The sequence below is a fragment of the Planktothrix serta PCC 8927 genome (assembly GCF_900010725.2).
Taxonomy (GTDB): domain Bacteria; phylum Cyanobacteriota; class Cyanobacteriia; order Cyanobacteriales; family Microcoleaceae; genus Planktothrix; species Planktothrix serta.
On sequence record NZ_LR734883.1, the window covers coordinates 330,310 to 350,010 of the forward strand.

Genomic DNA, 19,701 nt, shown 5'->3' on the forward strand with positions numbered 1-19,701 from the left:
TCTAGTAGAGATTCGTTTGAGAAGCAAGCCATTTTTGCAATTCTTGTTTTAACCATTTTAATTCTTCTTCGGGTAATTGATGTCCAAAACGATAGGTTTTGCGCCGAGATAAAAAGAAGATATTGGGTTCTTGGGTAACGATTTCTAAACTCGGATAAAAATTACCTTGATTATCGGTTGTTCTAATTAAATTAATTTGTTGAATTTGAGAAATATCCCCGGATTTTCGGAAAGGAAAATAAGAAGACCAAAAAATTTCAAAAGTTTGATTATTAAAATTGAGTTGGACTTTTTCAAAGGGTTTATAATCAACAAACGCTTTATAAATTAGCAAAATTATACTAGCCGGAATTCCCAATAAAGTTAAATAAAATAAAATAATCAACCCTAAATCAAGTTGTTGAAAGCTGGATGATTCTAAAACAGAATAAAGTTTGTAAGCGATTAAAACAGCGATCGCACCTAATCCTAAGGTTTTAATTGTCCTTGATCCAGGCAGAATTTGCAACCCTTTTTTAATTCCCGTGATCGGATTGACTAAAATCTTCTGCACTGGGGAAATATATTGTAAGGAAAAGCGAGAAGGAATATTAACTTTTAATTGGTTAGGAGATTGAGATAACTGGATAGAAGGTTCAGAGGTAGTTTTTGAAGGTAATTTAGGTTGATAATTCAAAGCATATAAGGCGACTTGAGCCGTAGAAAAACGAGACTCTATCGCAGGTTCTATTAAGGTTTCTAACCAATTTTTAAACGCTGGATCTAGGGTATCTGCGTTAAACTTCATCTTAAACTTTTCTTGAGGTAATTCCGCCGGAGGAATGGCTGTTAATAGATGAATTAATGTAGCTCCCAACGCATATAAATCGGAAGCCGGAACCGCTAAACCCCCAAATTGTTCAATGGGAGTATAACCAAAGGTTCCCACAACGGTAAAAGTCGATCCTGGGGTTCTGGGTTGAATTTGAACAGCACCTAAATCAATTAAATAAATATGATGATCTTCACCCCAAATTAAATTACTGGGTTTAATATCCCGGTGCAAAACAGGCGGATGAAGTTGATGTAAATAATTGAGAATTTCTAAGATTTCAAAGGCTATCCAGTAGAGTTGTTGTTGGGTAAAGCGATGATGATTTTCTAACTTCTGTTTTAAGGAATGGCCGGGAATATATTCGGTGATTAAGGCAAACCAGACATTCTGATCATCAAGGGAAAAATAATCTCGATATTTGACTAAGTGAGGATGATTTAATTGTTTTAAAATTTGGGCTTCCCGTTCTAATAATTTTAAATCTTCCCATTGCATTGAACCTCCTAACGCCAACAATTTGACAACGGCCTTATCCTTCAGGATTAAATCATCCGCTAACCAAGTTTGGCGAATGGGATTTTCATTCAGTTGGCGTTTCAGTCGAAACCGACGGTTCAGAAGGGTTCCCGCAGTCAGCATGATCCCCAAAATATAAAATAAAGGCTGATATGATATTGTAGCTAAAAAATGTTCCTTATTGTTTAGATCAGTAAGTCAGCACCCCGCTCTGAAGAGACGGGGCTTCATGCCTCCAACTTTAGATAGCTGACCAGCCTAAGCCTAACGGCTACGTTTTNGAGCGATAAAATCAACAAATCTGTAACGAAAAGTTAACCTGATATGGAAAAACGAACTCTAGGTCAATCTGATATCTTAATTACTCCGATTTTGATCGGAACTTGGCAAGCGGGAAAACGAATGTGGGTAGGAATTGAAGATGCAGAAACAATTAAAGCCATTCGTGCTGCCTTTGATGCGGGTATTACAACCGTTGATACCGCAGAAGTTTATGGGGAAGGACACTCTGAACAAATCGTAGCTGAAGCCTTATCTGATGTCCGAGATCAAGTGGTTTATGCGAGTAAAGTTTTTGCTAATCATTTGAAATATGATCAAGTGATTGCAGCTTGTGAACGGTCTTTGAAAAATCTCAACACTGATTATATTGATTTATATCAAATTCATTGGCCGTCAGGATTTATGAATTCCGAAATTGTTCCGATTGCAGAAACAATGGGGGCTTTAAACGACTTAAAAAAACAAGGCAAAATTCGGGCTATTGGTGTTTCTAATTTTTCCCGTTCTCAGTTAGAAGAAGCTGCACAATATGGACGAATCGAAAGTTTACAACCGCCCTATTCTTTATTTTGGCGACAAGTTGAACAAGATGCTATGCCTTATTGTCTTGAACAGAAGATTTCTATTTTAGCGTATTCTCCCTTAGCTCAAGGATTATTAACCGGAAAATTCGGCCCGAATCATCAATTTTCAGAAGGAGATCATCGGTCTAAAAATAAACTTTTTGCCAATAAAGATCATTATCAACGGGTGCAAAATGCTTTAGATCAATTACGACCCATTGCAGAACGTTATCAATGTAGTTTAGGACAATTAGCGATCGCTTGGTTAATTTCTCAACCCCAAACTCACGCTATTGTTGGTTTTAGAAATGTTAAACAAGCCCAACAAAATAGTCAAGCTGCTGATATTAATCTTACATCCGAAGATTTAGCAGAAATTGACAAAATTGGACGCACTGTTACGGATCATTTAGATGATAGTCCTGTGATGTGGGATTTTTAGAAGGTGAGATAAATTTAACAATTTTAACGAAGCTATCTATTGATTAAGTTGGTGTTTCTTGGCTGAATCTATAGATAGCTTTTTCTTTCCTATTTTTCAGCCGATCTTGTAATATGAAATCTAATTATAAACGCTACGGATGATTCCCCCTGTAGAGACGTTGTATGCAACGTCTCTACAGGGGGAATGTGTAGAAAACATTTACAGATTTCATATTATATAATTTTATTTATATTTGATCAGTTTATACTTCAAACCGTTAGATTTATACAATTTATTGATTTATAACTTGAGACAGAGGAAGAAAATTATTAAAGATTTTACTGTTTTTAACAGAGAAAGCAATTGCCAAATTGTTTTGTAAACCTCATCTTTAAACAATACGTTTATGCCAACTCAACAACAAGAAAGACCCCCCCAACATCAAAATCAACAACCTGGGCATCAACAGGAAATGAATCCTGCTCCTATGGTTGTTGATCCTGACTATCAAGGCAGTAATAAACTCAAAGATAAAGCCGCTTTAATTACGGGTGGCGATAGCGGAATTGGTCGTTCTGTTGCCGTTCTCTACGCTAAAGAAGGTGCTGATGTTGCCATTATTTATTTGAATGAAACGGAAGACGCAGAAGAAACAAAGAAACTGGTTGAAAAAGAAGGTCGCCGTTGTTTATTAATTCCGGGTGATATTGGGGATGAAGATTTCTGTCGGGAAGCCGTCAAACAAACCGCAGAAGAGTTCGGACATCTCGATATTTTAGTCAATAATGCTGCTGAACAACATCCTCAAGAAAACTTCCAAGATATTAGTGCAGAACAGTTAGAACGCACCTTCCGCACAAATATTTTTTCGATGTTCTATCTCTCCAAAGCTGCCATTAATCACCTGCATCCGGGTAGCGTTATTATCAATACGACCTCTGTAACGGCTTATCAAGGTAATCCAACTTTAGTAGATTATTCTTCAACAAAAGGGGCAATTGTTGCCTTTACTCGCGCTCTTTCTCAGAATTTAGTTGAGAAAAATATTCGGGTGAATGCTGTTGCTCCCGGCCCGATTTGGACTCCTTTAATTCCGGCTACTTTCCCTGAAGATAAAGTCGCAACCTTCGGTCAACAAGTCCCCATGCAACGGGTGGGTCAACCTGCGGAAGTGGCTCCTTGTTATGTGTTTTTAGCCTCAAAAGATGCTTCCTATATGACCGGACAGGTGTTACATCCCAACGGGGGTGAAGTTGTGAATGGATAAGAATTTATTAGTTTTAAATCTGTTCTAAAAAGTTGTAAGGTGGGCAAAGCTCACCCTACAATTTAGATAATTTAGGCTTGATAAATTAAATAAAATCTCATCATAATTATATAGTCCGAATGGCTCCCTCTTTTTTGATTTATATTTCCCTAGTGAGATGTTTAATTTAATCTATTAATCCAAAATTAGAGAACAGTAAAGTTTAAAAAACTGTTTTCCTCATTTATCCTGTTTCGTCTGAAAAATAGGAGGCGCAATGCCAACACTATCCCCCCCCAAACGTCATAAATTTTCACAACCGATGGCGTTATTAATGTCTGGGTTGCTGACAATTCCCTTTTTAAATTCTTGTGGTAGTCCTCAAAGTTATAATAGTCCTCCGCCTCCGGTGGACGATACGCGAGGGGGAACGGTTGCGCCTCCACCTTCTCGACAACCTCAAGCCAGACCGGGAATATCCAATGGTCAGAAAGTGGCAATTTTAGCTGGGGCGGCGGCTCTTTACTATATCTATAACCAGCATAAAAATCGAACCGAACAAGGGCCTCAAGGTAAACATTATTTATCTAAAAATGGTCGTGTTTATTATCGAGATGCAGAAGGTCGCGCCCATTGGGTAACTCCTCCGCCTGAAGGGATTCAGGTTCCAGAGGAAGAAGCCCGTCCTTATCAAGATTTTCAAGGATATAACGGCAGATCTTCAGGTTTAGATCTCAATGATGTTGTTCAAAATCCTGCCCCGGCGCGTTAAAAAAGCGATCGCTTCATTGACAATTTTATCGCCAATTCAATTAATAGAAAAAGGAACAAAATCATGGTAGAAGGTTTTTTAAGAAGAATAGCTGACTCTTTTTTAAATCAAAATCAGAGACAGTATAATGATAATGAGAATCGGCAAGTCCATCCCGCCAGTGAAGATCCTTATGGAGATCCGGCTGATCAGGGACAATTTGGTAATGTTCGCCCCGCCAGCGAAGATCCCTACGGTGATCCGGCTGATCAGGGACAATTTGGACAATTTGGTAATGTTCGTCCCGCTAGTGAAGATCCTTATGGTGATCCGGCTGATCAGGGACAATTTGGCAATGTCCGTCCTGCGAGTGAAGATCCCTACGGAGATCCCGCCGATGAGGAAAATCGTTGGGCTTAGGGGTGGTTTATCAGAGCTAGGGCTGTTTGATTCTGGAGACAGATTCTTCTGAGACCTCTCCCCCAGCCCCTCGACCGCATGGAGAGGGGAGAATTTTTGTTACTCTTAAATCAGAAATGGTATTTAGTAATATTAATTGCTCNACCCGAAGAATAATGTTACCAAGGACTCCCAATTAAAGTAAAACCCGCCCAATAAAAAGGATGAGATAAATTAACATTTCCACGGGATGCAATTTCTGGAGGAAGGGGAATTTTAGCCGTTTTTGTTCCGGTTTCATCGATTAAATAACCCTGTTGTAAACGGACTTTTCCCTGTAACATTGCTAGTTGAGATTGTCGCAGAGCTTCTGCTTTAATGGGACTCGTTGATAAGGCGTCATAAAAGGTATTCATTAACCCTAATGTTCCCGCATCACTCACATACCATAAGCTCGCTAAGGCTGATTTAACACCCGCTTGAACTGCAAACCCCGCAAACCCTAATTCCGCTTTTTCATCCCCCACAGCCGTTGTACAAGCACTCAAAACTAATAATTCAACGGGAGGTTGATGTAATTTTAACTTTCTGAGTTCATTTAACCGTAATTTTTGATCCCAAAATTGAATATAAGATTGGTCAGACCCTCCGGTTTGAAATTCTCCGTGTGTTGCTAAATGAACAATCGAAAATTGATGTTGATTGCGTTGAGAGGTAAGATTATCAATGGTAAATTTATCATTTAAAAAGGAGAGTCCTTGCCAAATATTTTGATGAACAATTAAGTCCAATTCCATCGGAACCGCCGGGAGAGGTTGTTGGTCAGAGTTGGGAAAAATAGAAGCTCCCATCGCTAAGACTTTAGAGTTTTTAATATTAACATAGCGAGTATCGGTTAAACTCAAACTGGGAATCAGTCCTAAACTATAACGTTCTACAAGAAACTGTTTACCATTATATAAGGCGGCTAATGGTAGGGTTCTTAATCCCGTATCCATTGAAAAGACTAGGGTATTAATTCCTTGTGCTTCTAATTGGCTTTCCAGAGGAGCAATTAACCATTCATATAATTGTTTACCATTCTCTTTATAGCGGGTATCCTCTAAATTTTCAGGGGAACGAATTTGATTAGAAAAGGTTCTAGCGGTTTTTAATACTGTTTCTCTCGGAACTGGAATACTTTTAAATAGGGGTTGTCCTTCGGGTAAAATTAACCTTAATTCTAATTGATTAGATTGAGCCGATACATAGACAATTGCAGATTTAGATGCAGTTAATTTATAAATTTCATTTAAAGTTTTACGAATACTTTGATCCGTAAGGGGAGGATTTTTTAAGTTTGAACCTAAATAATTAGAAAATTCAATTCCTCGAAAGGTATCAATTTGAGCTAAAGAAGCTATCACGGAACCTGAACTAATTTGATCCGTGGGAATAGTGGGGGTATTTAAAGGAATAATTGGGTTTTCTGAGGTTTCTAGGGGTTGATTTGGGTCTGTAGAAGTTGAATCAGATGATGTCTCCGAGGTGGAATTTAAGGAAGAATCCGACGCTGAATTACTCAAAATGGGGGTTGTACTTCCATCAGTTTGAGGGCTTACAGATGAGGTTTGACTCTCTTGATTATTACCTTGTAATTCAGAATTAATTTGATTGACAACTGCTTGCGTTGATCCGGTTGTTCCAGTAGAATTAGTAGCAGGTAAAATTGTAACTAAATTACCATCAGTAATCGCTCCAGCCGTCCCATTTAAAGTGGCATTTCCAACGGTAAAGGGAATATTACTACATTCAGAAGTGCTACAATAATCGCCACCTTGTTGAATCACAATAGAGCCGCCTTCTTCTCCTCCAACACTAGAAATACTGGCGTTCATTTGATTGCGGCTATTAAAAATTCCTGTTACTCTAAATAAGCCATGAGTTGCAATTCCTATCTCCCCTCCTTGGGTTTTTCCTTCCCCTCGAATAGAAACCACATCAATATCTTGGGAAGCATTTAACCCAATATTTCCACTCCTTCCTTCGGGAGAACTAGCATCAATTTGTCCGGTATTAATCCGATTTCCTGAAACTACTATAATATTCCCTCCTCCGGTAGTTCCGACTGTATTTAAGTCTCCTGATTGTACCCTTCCTGTTGCACTATTAAGAGTAATATTACTACTGATTCCAGAGGGAATTGATGTATTAATATTATTCGTTTGAATTCCTGTATATCCGGTTAACGTAATCCCTTGATTTTTTTCGAGTCCTTGCAAAGTTTGGAGATTTCCCGTAACAATTTGACCTTGAGAACTGGTGAGGTTAATTCCTCGATCAGAGGTAACATCTCCGGTTATAATATTTCCAGGTGCAAACAATTCTATAGCTATCGGATCACCTTCCAAGGATGAACTCAAAATCTGACCATTAACTCTAATCGACCCGTTACGACTGATTAAATTAACATCTTGACCATTCAGAGAAATGCCACTATTTCCAGTGTTATTTGCTTGAGTTGTAGACCGAATTTCTCCCGTTTCAATATTTCCTGATGCTGAAATATTAATATCGCCAATTCCCGAATTTTCTGACAATAATTGTAACGCTCCAGTCCGAATTTGTCCTTGGGAACTGGTGAGTTGAATGGTTCCTCCTTCGGTGCTAATATTGTTAATGATAATATCTCCGCCAGCTATTAAGCTAAGAGACGCATTATCAACTCCGGCGAGATGACCTGTTCCTAAAATAGATTGTGCTTGTAAATTAGTGGGATCATTAACTTTAGAATCTCCTTCTAAAGTTAAGGTACTCGTACTATCTCCACGACCGATTTTAATCTGACTAAATCCATCGGCAAAGGTTTCTAAATCTCGGCTACTAATATCGAAGGTAGAGGAATTTTCTGACCCTCCTAAAGTCATGGCTTGTGTGCTAAGACTCGGTTGTAAAATCAGTGTTCCTAAACCCTGAACCGAATTTAATCCTCCTAATAAATTAATTTCTGTTCCTGTTAACTGAATTGTAGCGGGAGCAGAATTTCCTGTTGATAATTGTTGGGTAGAAACGGTTCCAGATTGACTGGTAATTGAAATATTTTGCCCATTTGTAACTAGAGTTCCCAAGGTAATATTTTCTGATGCCAATAGTTTTAAACTGGCATCATCTAACCCTGTAAGCGTATAAAACTGTTCTCTTAACGTAGTTCCACTAGCAATTATTCCTTGAGGAGATTGAATCACAACGGGATCTTTAAAGGAAATATTTCCCGCAATAAAGATTGTACCATTTCCTTGATTTCCCCCGATAATAATTTGCGTAAACCCATTTTCTAAACTGTTTAAATCACTGGAGGTTAAATTTAAGCTGAGTTCAGAATTATTATTTTGACCTGCAATTTCAATATCTTGAGCCACCGTTGCAGGTTGTAACAAAATTTGACCTTGACCTTGAATAGAATCTTGACCGCCTATAAAATTAATTTCATCACTGGTAATTTCAATATTTCCAGTAGCATTTTCTAAACCTGTAAAAGTTCCGGTACGCAGTCCTTGAATTTCAACAGCTAACTCCGCATTTAGAATAATATTTCCTCCAGTTTTTTCACCTCTAGCATCAATTAAATTTGTGGTCAAAGTTCGAGAAGTATTAACTAAAACATTTCCTCCTGAACCTTGACTAGAAGTAGCATCAATACTATAGGAATCTCCCTCTAAAATAATATCACCTTGTAAACTACTGAGGGTAATATCTCCGGCTTGAACACGACCAGAGGTATTAATATTATTGGTTTGAATTCGGTTTAATGCCCTTAAATTGACCGTCCCCCCGCTTCCATTTCGATTAGAAAAAGTGGAAATCGTATTAGTAACAATATCTCGATCACTGCTCAGGGTTAAATTCCCACCATTTTCTAAGTTAGAGGTGGATAAATTTTCGGTACGAATTCCACCACTATTCGTTGTAGTTAGGTCTAAATTTCCGCCCTGAGTGATGATATCTCCGGTAACTAAATTAACGCCTGTAATCACAATAGCAGCACCGGAAGTGCGGAGAGTATCCCCCGAATTCATGGTAAATCCACCACTCCCAGATTCATCGACATCGGCGGTAAAAGTTAAGGTTCCTGTTGTGGCTGGAAACCTTAATTCATTATCGGTTAAATCTGCAATAATAATATTATTTTGAGCTTCAATAATCACATTGGCTGTGGTGGCAAAATTTTCTAGGGTTTGGTCAGATAGGGTAATATTTTCATCGGTTTGATCCTGATTTCCAATATTAATTTCGGGTGCATTAATGACTAAATTTCCCGGTGTTCCATCACTTCCTTTTAGGTTAATATTTCCGGCTATATTAAGATTATTTTGACTAAAAATAGCCGCAAATCCTCCTAATCCTTGGCTCGTTTCCGGGTTAGCAGATCCTTGGGTACTAATACTTCCAAAAAACTGGGTAAAATCATTTGAACCAATAATCACCCGTCCCCCATTTCCATCGGTTAAAGCATCAGCAAAAATGCTAGATTGATCATTAACAAATGTGCGGGAAGCCGTGGGAAAAGAACCATTACCTTGATAGTCACTGCCAATTCTAACTGTCCCGCCTCCATTCGCCGCCGAAGCATCAATTTCTACATTAGATAACTGAATATCATTTCCAATAATATTGACTTGAGGAAGCGTTGAGGATGAGGGGTTAAAACGGGTGTTTCTGGTATTCAAAAACCCGGAAATTAAAGCCATTCCTCCTTCAGGAGGTAATTGGGGACTAGAAGCGGCGAGTTGTACCGTTCCATCGGGTAAAATATTAACAATAGAAGCTTGGGTATCCTCTCCTGCTCCGGTTAATAATTCGGGTAAATTTAGAGGATTAATCACCGCTTGCTCATCTCCAGAAATCGGAGTAACGGCTTGAATTTCTAAATTCAGTAAATAGCCATCTTGACTAATTCTAACTAAGTTATTTCCTTCTATGGCTGCAATGGTGATTTGTCCTCCCGGTGCGTTCAAAGTTCCGGTATTAATCACATTTCCTCCGACTAAGGTTAAAGTTTGTCCAGAGGAAACAGTAAGTTCTCCCGAATTAATAATATTACCCGGATTGGAATTAGAGAAAAGAAAGGCATTCGGTTCACCGGAAAGGGTGTTATAATTATTAGCATCTAAGGCATTAAAAAAACCAGAATTAAATCCAATTCCTGAAGCTGTTGTAGCGGTAAAAGCCGCAGGAACATCTAAACGCGCTCCCGATCCAAAAACTATTCCGGCGGGGTTTAAAATAAAGAGGTTAGAGTTACCTCCGGTGACTTGAATTAACCCTTCAATTAATGAAGGTTGTCCCCCAACAACCCGGCTGAGAATATTTTGAATTGAAGGGTTAGAAACAAAATTGGCAACCTGACCCGATGGAACATTAAATTGAGTAAAACTATGAAATAAATTACCCCCATCTCCTGAGCGTTGACCCCCGGTAATATCTACCCGATTTCCTACAGAATTAGTCAGGGTATTTGTACTATTAGGTTCAGGAATAATCGATTGTGCTAAAGCTCGGTTTAGGGGAAGATTAACCTTGAGATTACCCATAGCAAATTCCCCACACCCATTGATCCCAACCGTCCAAAATCCAGTTAAGGGAAGGGAGATTAAAACTAACTTTAAAAAACGTCCAGGCTGCATAAGGGTCTATGCCTTTAACGAACAATTACTGAAAGGCGGTCTATTACTTATCTCTCGACAGAAGCTACCCAGATAGACTATTCTAATTAAAACAGAATTAATAATATTATAGATTTAAAAACGAAGTATGCGTTTAATTGGTCTAACTGGAGGGATAGGAACAGGGAAAACCACCGTCTCCAACTATCTTGCTATCACTTACCAACTGCCGATTTGGGATGCGGATTTATATGCACGAGAAGCAGTAAAACCCGATTCCCCCATTCTCAAACCGATTGTTGACCGCTATGGGAGCGATATTTTACTTTCTGATGGTAACTTAAATCGCCAACGATTAGCCAGTCTAATCTTTTCAGACTCATCAGAGAAAACGTGGCTAGAACAACAGATTCACCCCTTTGTTCGAGATTGTTTTCTTAACAATATTCAACAATTAAAAGCAACAAAAATTGCTCCTTCTGATCTGACCTCCCCCCGATCTGCTGATGGGGTCTTAGTGATTCCGTTATTATTTGAATCTCAAATGACCGATTTAGTCACCGAGATTTGGGTGGTTTATTGTCCTCCAGAACAACAATATTTGAGGTTAATTCAACGGGAAAAAATGAATTATAATCGAATTTTAACCCTAGAAGAAGCTGAAGCTCGAATTAATAGCCAAATGCCTTTAGAAGAAAAATGTCAACAGGCGGATGTGATTTTATATAATTCTTCAACACCAGAGGAATTGTTTAAACAAGTGGATGTGGCTATCCAACAAAAACAGATAAGTCAGGAGCGGAAAACTAAAGTTAAAATAAAGATCAGTGAGGATAGGGATTAATCGTTGATCCCATAACTTGCCTAACTTTCTATACTTTAAAGGATGAATCGCTGATGATGTATATTAATCAAATCCATACCAGTGCGTCTCAAATTCGACTGGAGAAATTAATCAAAGAACGTTTAAAACCGGATGCAGATAGAGAAAAAATTGATGCTCAGATTTGGGATTTATTTGGCGAAGTTTGGGCGATCATGTTTACCGATTTATGCGGATTTTCCAGAGGGGTTGAAAGATTTGGAATTATTCACTTTTTACAACTCATTTATGAGTCTGAACGATTATTTGTCCCTTGTATTGATGAATATGATGGGATTGTAATTAAATCCGAAGGGGATAGTTTAATGGTGGTTTTTCGGTTGGTGAATAAAGCGTTAGACTGTGCGATCGCTATGCAAAAAGCTGCCCAAGCTTATAATCAAGATAAAACCGATGAAGAAAAAATTTTATTATCCATTGGATTAGGATATGGCAGAATCTTGAAAATTGGCGATGCTGATATTTTTGGGGCGGAAGTGAATGCAGCGAGTAAATTAGGGGAAGATATTGGGAAAGCTTGGGAAATTTTAGCCACTGTAGCCGTTACTGAACAAATTAAAAAACGGTCGAATATTCAACTCGAACTTCTCTCAACAGTTACCCCCGGTACGTCACAAGCCTTTAAAATTATTTATCAAATGAATTGATTTTTTCCCACAAATAAGATAAGCTAAAGGAAAATGCAAGAGGGAAAAGACTATGACAACCTCTGTACAATTTATTAACGGATTAGATGAAGAAATTAGCGGGATTAGCCTGCGGAAACGCAAAGACTCGGAGACTAAAATCGTTGTTTTGCTATTTGATCATCTCCAAGCTATAGAAAGATTAAGAGCCTATCGCCAACAAATCACAAATTTGTGGTTACGCGATGAAGAAGGAGAAATTAAAGTCACCCCCACTGGCGTTAAATTCTTTTTTGCAGAAGACGAGGATCTTTCTAAAGTTGAATGTTCTTTTGAAGTAGACTCAGAAGCAGTTTTTGAACGAGTCATGCGGTTTTTACACCGTTATGCAGATGAAAATGGATTTCAATTCCAACCGACTTAAAAGAAACCCCATTGCTTGATGTTTAATTCTTAACGGCTGAGGTTCAAATGCGCGAATTAATCAAGATTCAACAGTTATCTATAGCCAGTCTAAATCAGTTGTAAAAATGTCTTAAAATCCAATTTATAGTAGGGGCGAGGCGCGCCTCGCCCCTACACTGGGATCGGAACACCTATTGCCCATTTCCTATTTTTCCAACTGTTTCAACGCTTGAAACGTTAGGAAGAAAAAGCCCAAGGAACCAATTACTGTAATCACTTGGGCAATTAAGTTAGCCATTGCAATTTCATCCATTGTTCATCCTCCAATCAAACTAAACTGATAATTTCCTATTCCGAGTGTACCTGATTCCACCTATTTTTGAGAACCTCAGACAACCCGCTTCTACAAAGAACTTCAAAAATTTGATCAAGCCTTTGATCACCGTGTTGAGAAATAATACAAATCCTGCTTATTCTGACCCAAAAAGTGTTACAACCAAGGAAAAATCATCAGGAGAAAGTGGAAAATGGAGTTTCAAACCGCAATGCAAGAAGCTTGTTATAACAAAGTTGCCACCTGGATGCGAGAGTTATATGGCAAATTTCCTTGTGCTAGAGAAGATGTGCCAGGATTAGCAATGGTCATGGGTTCGGCATTGGTTGAGGTATTTGTGTTTCCTTGGGAAAAAGATGATGCCGTTATTAATGCTCGGTCTTATGTGGTTACGGATGTGGAACTTTCCCCAGATTTATTACATTTTCTACTGCGAGAAAATAATATTATGAGATTTGGAGCCTTTGGGATTGATGAACACGGAGATATTATTTTTGAGCATACGATTGTGGGTTCTACCTGTGATAAAGTCGAGTTAGAAGCCTCTGTTAACGCCGTACTAGATATTGCGGATGATTATGATGATAAAATTGTAGAACGTTGGGGAGGAAGACGCGCTTTAGACCGAATTGCTAGTTAAAAACAATTAACGGTTTTATGGGCGGTTTTAATTATATTTTTCAGCTATAATTAACTTAAATAAATCCGCCTATAAACCCAATTTTTTAGGGAGTTTTTCAATGACTAATTTATTTGATGGGTTTGATCAATTATTTGAACTTGCAAAAACTTTAGATGAAAAAATTAAAAGTGGAGAAATCAAAACCGATGTGCAAATTGGTTCTCGCACCAGTATTCCCAAGATGGGGAATATTCCTAGAAGCAATAGCAATTTCCATTCTGTAATTATTACTCCTCCCGCTTCTGACACTCAAGAAGAACACAATAATTTTACCCCCCAAAATTCTAATCCTGAATCCAATATTTCAGAAGTGGGAGGATTAGGAGATGTAATTCAACAATTACGAGAATTAGTTGAACTGCCTTTAAAACGTCCTGAATTGTTAGCAAAATTAGGCTTAGAACCCACTCGTGGCGTGTTATTTGTCGGCCCACCCGGAACCGGAAAAACCTTAACAGCGAGGGCTTTTGCTGAAGAATTAGGAGTTAGTTATATTGCCATTGTCGGCCCGGAAGTCATGGGCAAATATTATGGGGAAGCTGAAGCCAAATTAAGACAAATATTTGAAAAAGCCACAAAATCTGCTCCTTGTATTGTTTTTATTGATGAAATTGATAGTTTAGCTCCCCATCGTTCCCAAGTCGAAGGAGAAGTGGAAAAACGATTAGTGGCTCAATTATTAGGATTAATGGATGGTTTTGCTAAAACTCAAGGCGTGATTGTTTTAGCCTCAACAAATCGCCCCGATGCGATTGATCCAGCACTCCGACGTCCGGGGAGATTTGATAAAGAAATTCGCTTTCGAGTTCCTGATAGAAATGGGCGCTTAGAAATCCTCAATATTTTAACACAATCGATGCCCTTACAAACGGTTAATTTAGAAGAAATTGCCGATTTATCTGTGGGATTTGTAGGAGCAGATTTAAAAGCAACTTGTCAAGCCGCAGCTTATACTGCTTTACGTCGTCAGGTTCCCTCTTTAGATGCTCCTGTTCCTGATCAATTATATATTACTCAACAGGATTTTATCACCGCTTTAACAGAAATTAAACCCTCAGTTTTACGGTCTGTGGAAGTGGAAACTCCGAATATTTCCTGGGAACAAATCGGGGGTTTAGAGAGTATTAAACAGACGTTACAAGACTCTGTAGAAGGTCAGTTACTTTATCCAGAATTATATCAACAAACTGGAGCCAAAGCCCCTCGTGGAATTTTGCTTTGGGGGCCACCGGGAACGGGTAAAACCTTATTAGCAAAAGCGATCGCATCCCAATCTAGGGCTAATTTTATTGCGGTCAATGGCCCGGAATTATTAAGTCGTTGGGTCGGAGCCGCCGAAGCCGCTGTACGAGAATTATTTGCTAAAGCTAGACAAGCGCCTCCCTGTGTTATTTTTATTGATGAAATTGATAGTTTAGCTCCCATACGAGGTGCTTATATGGGAGATTCAGGGGTCAGCGATCGCGTTGTCGGACAATTATTAACGGAATTAGACGGTCTACAAAATACCTCTGAAATCTTATTAATTGGAGCCACAAACCGCCCCGAAGCTATCGATCCTGCCCTATTAAGAGCCGGACGATTAGACCTACAATTAAAAGTCGATTTACCCGATGTTAATAGTCGTTTAGCGATTCTCCAAGTTCATAATAAAAACCGTCCTTTAGTTAATATTGATTTAACGAATTGGGCAACCCAAACTGAAGGTTGGAATGGAGCAGATCTAGCGTTATTGAGTAATCAAGCTGCCTTAGAAGCCATTCGTCGCTATCGTCGGGAAGGGTTAACAAATCCTAAAGAAATTTCAATTACTCCTGAAGATTTTCGTTTAGGATATGAAATATTAATGTTAAATCGAACTCAATCAAAATCTTAGTTTAACCTTGAGATTGCACCTTTAACCATGAAAAAATATTTAGCTGGACTAATCTTACCCGTTCTTTGTTTATTATCTCCCACAGTAGCGAATGCTCAAGTGGAAACCACCTTGCAACCCAATCAAATTACAATTACAGGAAATCGCCTAGAAAAACAACCCCCGCGTCAAATTTTTGTGCAAACCAACAGTTCCATTCAGGATTTACGGGTGCTAGTATTAGATTTGAATCGTCGGGATGGAAACAGCGTTTTTCCGGCATCGGGTATTTTTCCTAATAAGCAAAATTGGCAGACGATTAAACCCAACCAAATGTTAATTCCGCTTGAATTTAATTTAAGTCAAGCCCCCAGTAGTGGCGAATATAATGGAACAATCCGTTTTAGTTATACCGGAGGAGAATTAACCCTACCCATTACCTTACAAGTTAAGGATTTTTGGTTACTTCCTTTATTAGTATTATTCTTGGGAACTGGATTAGGAATTCTCGTCTCCGTTTATCGTGCCCAAGGACGACCCCGTGATGAAATTTTAGTGCGGGTTGGACAATTACAAACTCAGATACAGGAAGATATAGAATTTGGAAAAATTGCTGGATTTAAACAATATATTGAGGGGTGTTTAATTGAGATTAAAATGGATTTACAAACGGAAAAGTGGGAACTAGCGATCGCCACTTTAGAACAAGCTGAAAACGTTTGGAAAAGATGGGTAAAAGGACGAACGGATTGGTTACAACAATTTAATTACGCTCAAGAACTAAAACAACAGTTAGAGGAGAAAAACCCTAATGATTTAGAAGTGAAAGCCATATTAAGAAATTTAGAAGCCACGGTTAACGGTGCGCCAGAACTGGAAACTCCCGAACAATTTCGAGAACAGTTAGAGAAAATTTATCAACAGATGAATCAGTTAGTTTTGGAGAATCAAAAGCAAGATTTAAAAGCGTTAATTGCCGAAATTCCCTTAGAAAAACGGACTACTATCCTTCCTGAATTTGAACAATTAGAAGCAAAAATCACAACGGAACCTCCCGCTAATTTGAAACAATTTAAAGCGTTAACAACAGAGTTAAATGATTTAACTTTAAAAGCTCAAGATATTGAAAATGAATCTTCACCAAGAGGGGTAATTTCTAAAAGTCTTTTTGGGTTTACTGGGGTTATGTCTCCACCTCCAGTGACAAATCGTTCTACAACTTCAACACCGGAAACAACAAAAGCGGGAGTGCGATTAAAGTTATTTACTTGGACAAGTTATGCGATCGCGGTTATCTTTTTAGCCGGAACCGGATTCAGTCAATTATACATTGATAATCCTACCTTTGGGGCTAATCCCTGGAAGGATTATTTTGCATTAATGGCTTGGGGTTTCGGTGCAGAAGCCACCCGTGATGCGATTACAAAAGTTGTTCAAGGTTGGAATTTACCGGGGTTGAAATAAAGAATTTTCTTAATTAGGGCTATTTGCCCGGCAGTTTATGTGGATCTTCCCCTTTGATATCATTATTATATTTCCAATCATTAGCCCCTAAACCAAAATTGTTAGTTTCAAACCACTTAGCTTTCAACAAAGACCACCAATCTGATGTTAATCCCTGGATAATATAATCATAAGGCAACCAACCATAACCCCGTTCACCCCACTTGATACCCCAAGAATTTCTAATCAGTAATGCACCTACTGAGTCTTGAATGATTTTATGATCATCATAGCCCACAGCGACAACAGCATGACCGCCTTCGACGTGATCTTTTTTGTTTGGAACCGGGATATAACCTCTTTTGTAGTTAAATTCTTCATAAATGGAACTGTAAATCGTTAACCCAAACATTGAGGGAATACCCGCCACTAAAGTCATTTTAATTTGAGCTAATAAATCACTAGCAAGAAGACCAGGAGTATCGAGCCTAAAATATTGAATCGTCTGATAATTTTGAGCATAGGAATAACAAAAACCAGTCGGTTCTTCATCGATTTTGCTCGGTTCATAGGGCCAATATTCTTCTGGGGGAATTCCAAACAAAACCATCGCTTTCATTGTTTCTCGAATGGATGCACCAACATCTCCCTGACGGTGCATGAGTTTTCGTGCAACTTTATATAAAAAAAGGACTGAAGCATTAGTATATTCATCACGGTTTCTGTTTTGAAAATATTCAATTAGAGCAATGGCGGCACAGGCTGTACAGGAGTTCAATGGTTCTTGATTTCTAATAGGAGAACACCAATGACTTAAATCGATAAATTCTGGTAAACACAAATAAATAGGAATCTGAGAACCTTTATAAGTCTTCATCTGGGCTTCTAGTTCAGATACTAATGGAATTTGTAATGGTTTTTTTTGTCCTTCATTACAAATTCGCAAAATCGTCTTATTTTTAGATATATTTTTCAGAAAAGAATCTGAGTCATTTTCTTCTGGATTTGAATTTTTTAGCATATCTTTTAATTGACATCTAATATTTTCCTTGTTATTCTTAATATTTGTTTTTAACTGTTTTAACTGTTTTAAATCAGTTTCATTTTTTACTTCTATTTTTACTTCTATCTCAGAAATGATTGATTCGATTTGATCGAGAGTGGTAAAAATCAAAAACGTCAGTCTTTTTCTTTCTGCTTGAGATAAAGAGTGATAGATGAGCTTTAAGTCAACTTGACTTTCTCCAGATTTTCTTCCCTTGAGAAATTCAAACAAAAATTGTGTGCGCTGATCCATATTATTTGAAAATTGCTGATCTTGAAGATAATTTTCTCCAGAATTAGAAGGGTTACACGATGATGAATTTTGATCAGCAGCTAGAATGATATTGACTAAATTTATAGCCTGAGTAATCATTTTTTCATAATCTGATTGACCATGAATACCCATATCAGATAAATTCTTAATAACCAACTGAATTAACGGGTAAATAATTGGTATAATGATCATATTATCATTGTTTTTATCTGTCTGTTTTATAAGATTTAGTTCTTTTTCAAAAGTGTCTATGATGTTTTTAGAAATGGGTTGCTCTACCATTAACAAAGTAGAGTTTTTAGGATGATTATTATTTAAGTTTTGAGTTAAATCAGAAAAAACAACAGTTTGAGACAAGCAATATTTTTTATAATTTTCAGCTTGTTTAACTATTTTGATTAAAAACTTCTTAACACTTTCCATTGTAATTTCTGAATCAAGCAGCAATTCTTCATCAATATCAATAACCCGATTAATTTCTATTTTCGTATCATCATCTAATGCTCCTGTAACTTTAATTTTTGTAATTCCAAAATCTTGAGATAGCCTTCTCTGTAAATATGTAATTCCAATTCCATCTTCAATTATTTTTTCTTTTTTTATTTCACTTTTTTCTATTTCCTCTAACTTATCTAGAGTTATTTTTCCCACAATACCGTCTGCTTGTAAGCCATTAAATCCCTGAAAAAACTCAACAACTAAATCTGTTTTATATCCAAAAAAACATTTTGATTTTTTATAGTTTTCTTGTTCTGAAAAAGGGAAATAGTTTAAACGTTCTAATTTTTCTTTTACGGTGCTTACTTTCTTTCCAAAATCAAAATCACCAAATTTGATTAGATTTTTGTTATGTTTGTTCTGGAAAATTCCCTGATAAATTGTATCTAAAATTTTATAAATAGTCCTATTCGGACAATATTGATAATATTTGATTTCTTTCTCTTGATCTGAATTATAATCAAAATCTACAATACTACTTTGACTCGGAAGCTCCCAAACTTCCTTAAAATAGATCATGAGATTATGAGTGGCTTCTCCAAAATAGCCATTTTCAAGGGGTAAGTTTTCTAAATACTCAGGATTCAAGTCTAAATACTCAGGATTCAAGTCTGAATACTGGAAAGCAGTTTCACAAATTGTTTTAAAAATCAAATCTAATTTTTTTTGGAGCTCCTTAACCCAATAATTTCTCGTTCTTCTATATAGAAAAACTTTTGTTTCAGACTGACATTGTAAAAAACTAATTTGATTCTGGTCTTTTTTGATAATTTTCTTCAGATTTTCTATTATTGTTTTGTTTTCTTGATTATGCGAAACGAGTTTTTCAATTACTTTTACGATCTGCAATTCTGTACAATCTTGACTTTGAGACGTATTTTCTTTGATAATAATGTCATTTAGTGTCAGATCCCTAGAGTCAGGATAATCTGGTAGCCAGCCTAATGGATTGATGTTTAATGGCATAACTTTATTCCTATTTACTTGAGTAAATGAGCAAAAATTGTTAAGATATTTATA

Annotated in this window: 13 protein-coding genes; 10 read left to right on the top strand and 3 right to left on the bottom strand. The window is 37.4% G+C overall.

From position 1 onward, the window contains the following. Position 1: 1 nt before the first annotated feature. Positions 2-1,453 carry a serine/threonine protein kinase gene (locus PL8927_RS25485; protein ID WP_083626482.1) on the bottom strand — a complete coding sequence of 484 codons (1,452 nt, stop codon included), beginning with the start codon at positions 1,451-1,453 and terminating at the stop codon, positions 2-4. A 201-nt stretch (positions 1,454-1,654) separates the two neighbouring features. On the opposite strand from PL8927_RS25485, the gene PL8927_RS25490 reads away from it, so the two are divergent. The 4 genes from PL8927_RS25490 to PL8927_RS25505 all read left to right on the top strand — a co-directional run bounded on the left by PL8927_RS25490 (position 1,655) and on the right by PL8927_RS25505 (position 5,016). Continuing rightward, positions 1,655-2,617, top strand: a complete 963-nt coding sequence (locus PL8927_RS25490; protein ID WP_083626484.1) for an aldo/keto reductase — start codon at positions 1,655-1,657, stop codon at positions 2,615-2,617. Between the two features lie 388 nt (positions 2,618-3,005). Beyond that, positions 3,006-3,866, top strand: a complete 861-nt coding sequence (locus PL8927_RS25495) for an SDR family oxidoreductase (protein ID WP_083626487.1) — start codon at positions 3,006-3,008, stop codon at positions 3,864-3,866. Between the two features lie 256 nt (positions 3,867-4,122). Beyond that, complete coding sequence (locus PL8927_RS25500; RefSeq protein ID WP_083626490.1) at positions 4,123-4,617, top strand: hypothetical protein; 495 nt, start codon at positions 4,123-4,125, stop codon at positions 4,615-4,617. Between the two features lie 63 nt (positions 4,618-4,680). After that, positions 4,681-5,016 carry a translation initiation factor gene (locus PL8927_RS25505; RefSeq protein WP_083626492.1) on the top strand — a complete coding sequence of 112 codons (336 nt, stop codon included), beginning with the start codon at positions 4,681-4,683 and terminating at the stop codon, positions 5,014-5,016. Positions 5,017-5,174: 158 nt separating this feature from the next. Here the strand turns inward: PL8927_RS25505 and PL8927_RS25510 are convergent, their stop codons facing one another. Beyond that, positions 5,175-10,658, bottom strand: a complete 5,484-nt coding sequence (locus PL8927_RS25510; protein WP_083626494.1) for a CHAT domain-containing protein — start codon at positions 10,656-10,658, stop codon at positions 5,175-5,177. 127 nt (positions 10,659-10,785) lie between these two features. Here PL8927_RS25510 and coaE point away from each other — a divergent pair, with 127 nt between their 5' ends. From coaE to PL8927_RS25540, 6 genes are all read left to right on the top strand, one after another. Further along, a complete protein-coding gene (gene coaE, locus PL8927_RS25515) occupies positions 10,786-11,481 on the top strand; it encodes a dephospho-CoA kinase (RefSeq protein ID WP_083626496.1) in 696 nt (231 codons plus the stop codon). Between the two features lie 53 nt (positions 11,482-11,534). Continuing rightward, entirely contained in the window at positions 11,535-12,167 is a 633-nt protein-coding gene (locus PL8927_RS25520; RefSeq protein WP_083626498.1) for an adenylate/guanylate cyclase domain-containing protein, read from the top strand. Between the two features lie 52 nt (positions 12,168-12,219). Beyond that, positions 12,220-12,570 (top strand): photosystem II reaction center protein Psb28, encoded by a 351-nt coding sequence (psb28, locus tag PL8927_RS25525; RefSeq protein ID WP_083626501.1) that lies wholly within the window; start codon positions 12,220-12,222, stop codon positions 12,568-12,570. Positions 12,571-13,078: 508 nt separating this feature from the next. Further along, positions 13,079-13,525 (top strand): T3SS (YopN, CesT) and YbjN peptide-binding chaperone 1, encoded by a 447-nt coding sequence (locus tag PL8927_RS25530; protein ID WP_083626504.1) that lies wholly within the window; start codon positions 13,079-13,081, stop codon positions 13,523-13,525. Positions 13,526-13,625: 100 nt separating this feature from the next. Continuing rightward, a complete protein-coding gene (locus tag PL8927_RS25535) occupies positions 13,626-15,443 on the top strand; it encodes an AAA family ATPase (protein WP_083626507.1) in 1,818 nt (605 codons plus the stop codon). A 27-nt stretch (positions 15,444-15,470) separates the two neighbouring features. After that, on the top strand, positions 15,471-16,886 hold the full coding sequence (locus PL8927_RS25540) for a hypothetical protein (RefSeq protein ID WP_083626510.1): 1,416 nt from the start codon (positions 15,471-15,473) through the stop codon (positions 16,884-16,886). 19 nt (positions 16,887-16,905) lie between these two features. Here the strand turns inward: PL8927_RS25540 and PL8927_RS25545 are convergent, their stop codons facing one another. Next, on the bottom strand, positions 16,906-19,647 hold the full coding sequence (locus tag PL8927_RS25545) for a C1 family peptidase (RefSeq protein ID WP_083626513.1): 2,742 nt from the start codon (positions 19,645-19,647) through the stop codon (positions 16,906-16,908). Positions 19,648-19,701: the final 54 nt, after the last annotated feature.

What these genes read in the sequence shown, in the direction of transcription:
- PL8927_RS25485 (WP_083626482.1), bottom strand. Translation starts at nt 1,453, where the DNA reads ATGCTGACTGCGGGAACCCTTCTGAACCGTCGGTTTCGACTGAAACGC.
- PL8927_RS25490 (WP_083626484.1), top strand. Translation starts at nt 1,655, where the DNA reads ATGGAAAAACGAACTCTAGGTCAATCTGATATCTTAATTACTCCGATT.
- PL8927_RS25495 (WP_083626487.1), top strand. Translation starts at nt 3,006, where the DNA reads ATGCCAACTCAACAACAAGAAAGACCCCCCCAACATCAAAATCAACAA.
- PL8927_RS25500 (WP_083626490.1), top strand. Translation starts at nt 4,123, where the DNA reads ATGCCAACACTATCCCCCCCCAAACGTCATAAATTTTCACAACCGATG.
- PL8927_RS25505 (WP_083626492.1), top strand. Translation starts at nt 4,681, where the DNA reads ATGGTAGAAGGTTTTTTAAGAAGAATAGCTGACTCTTTTTTAAATCAA.
- PL8927_RS25510 (WP_083626494.1), bottom strand. Translation starts at nt 10,658, where the DNA reads ATGCAGCCTGGACGTTTTTTAAAGTTAGTTTTAATCTCCCTTCCCTTA.
- coaE (WP_083626496.1), top strand. Translation starts at nt 10,786, where the DNA reads ATGCGTTTAATTGGTCTAACTGGAGGGATAGGAACAGGGAAAACCACC.
- PL8927_RS25520 (WP_083626498.1), top strand. Translation starts at nt 11,535, where the DNA reads ATGATGTATATTAATCAAATCCATACCAGTGCGTCTCAAATTCGACTG.
- psb28 (WP_083626501.1), top strand. Translation starts at nt 12,220, where the DNA reads ATGACAACCTCTGTACAATTTATTAACGGATTAGATGAAGAAATTAGC.
- PL8927_RS25530 (WP_083626504.1), top strand. Translation starts at nt 13,079, where the DNA reads ATGGAGTTTCAAACCGCAATGCAAGAAGCTTGTTATAACAAAGTTGCC.
- PL8927_RS25535 (WP_083626507.1), top strand. Translation starts at nt 13,626, where the DNA reads ATGACTAATTTATTTGATGGGTTTGATCAATTATTTGAACTTGCAAAA.
- PL8927_RS25540 (WP_083626510.1), top strand. Translation starts at nt 15,471, where the DNA reads ATGAAAAAATATTTAGCTGGACTAATCTTACCCGTTCTTTGTTTATTA.
- PL8927_RS25545 (WP_083626513.1), bottom strand. Translation starts at nt 19,647, where the DNA reads ATGCCATTAAACATCAATCCATTAGGCTGGCTACCAGATTATCCTGAC.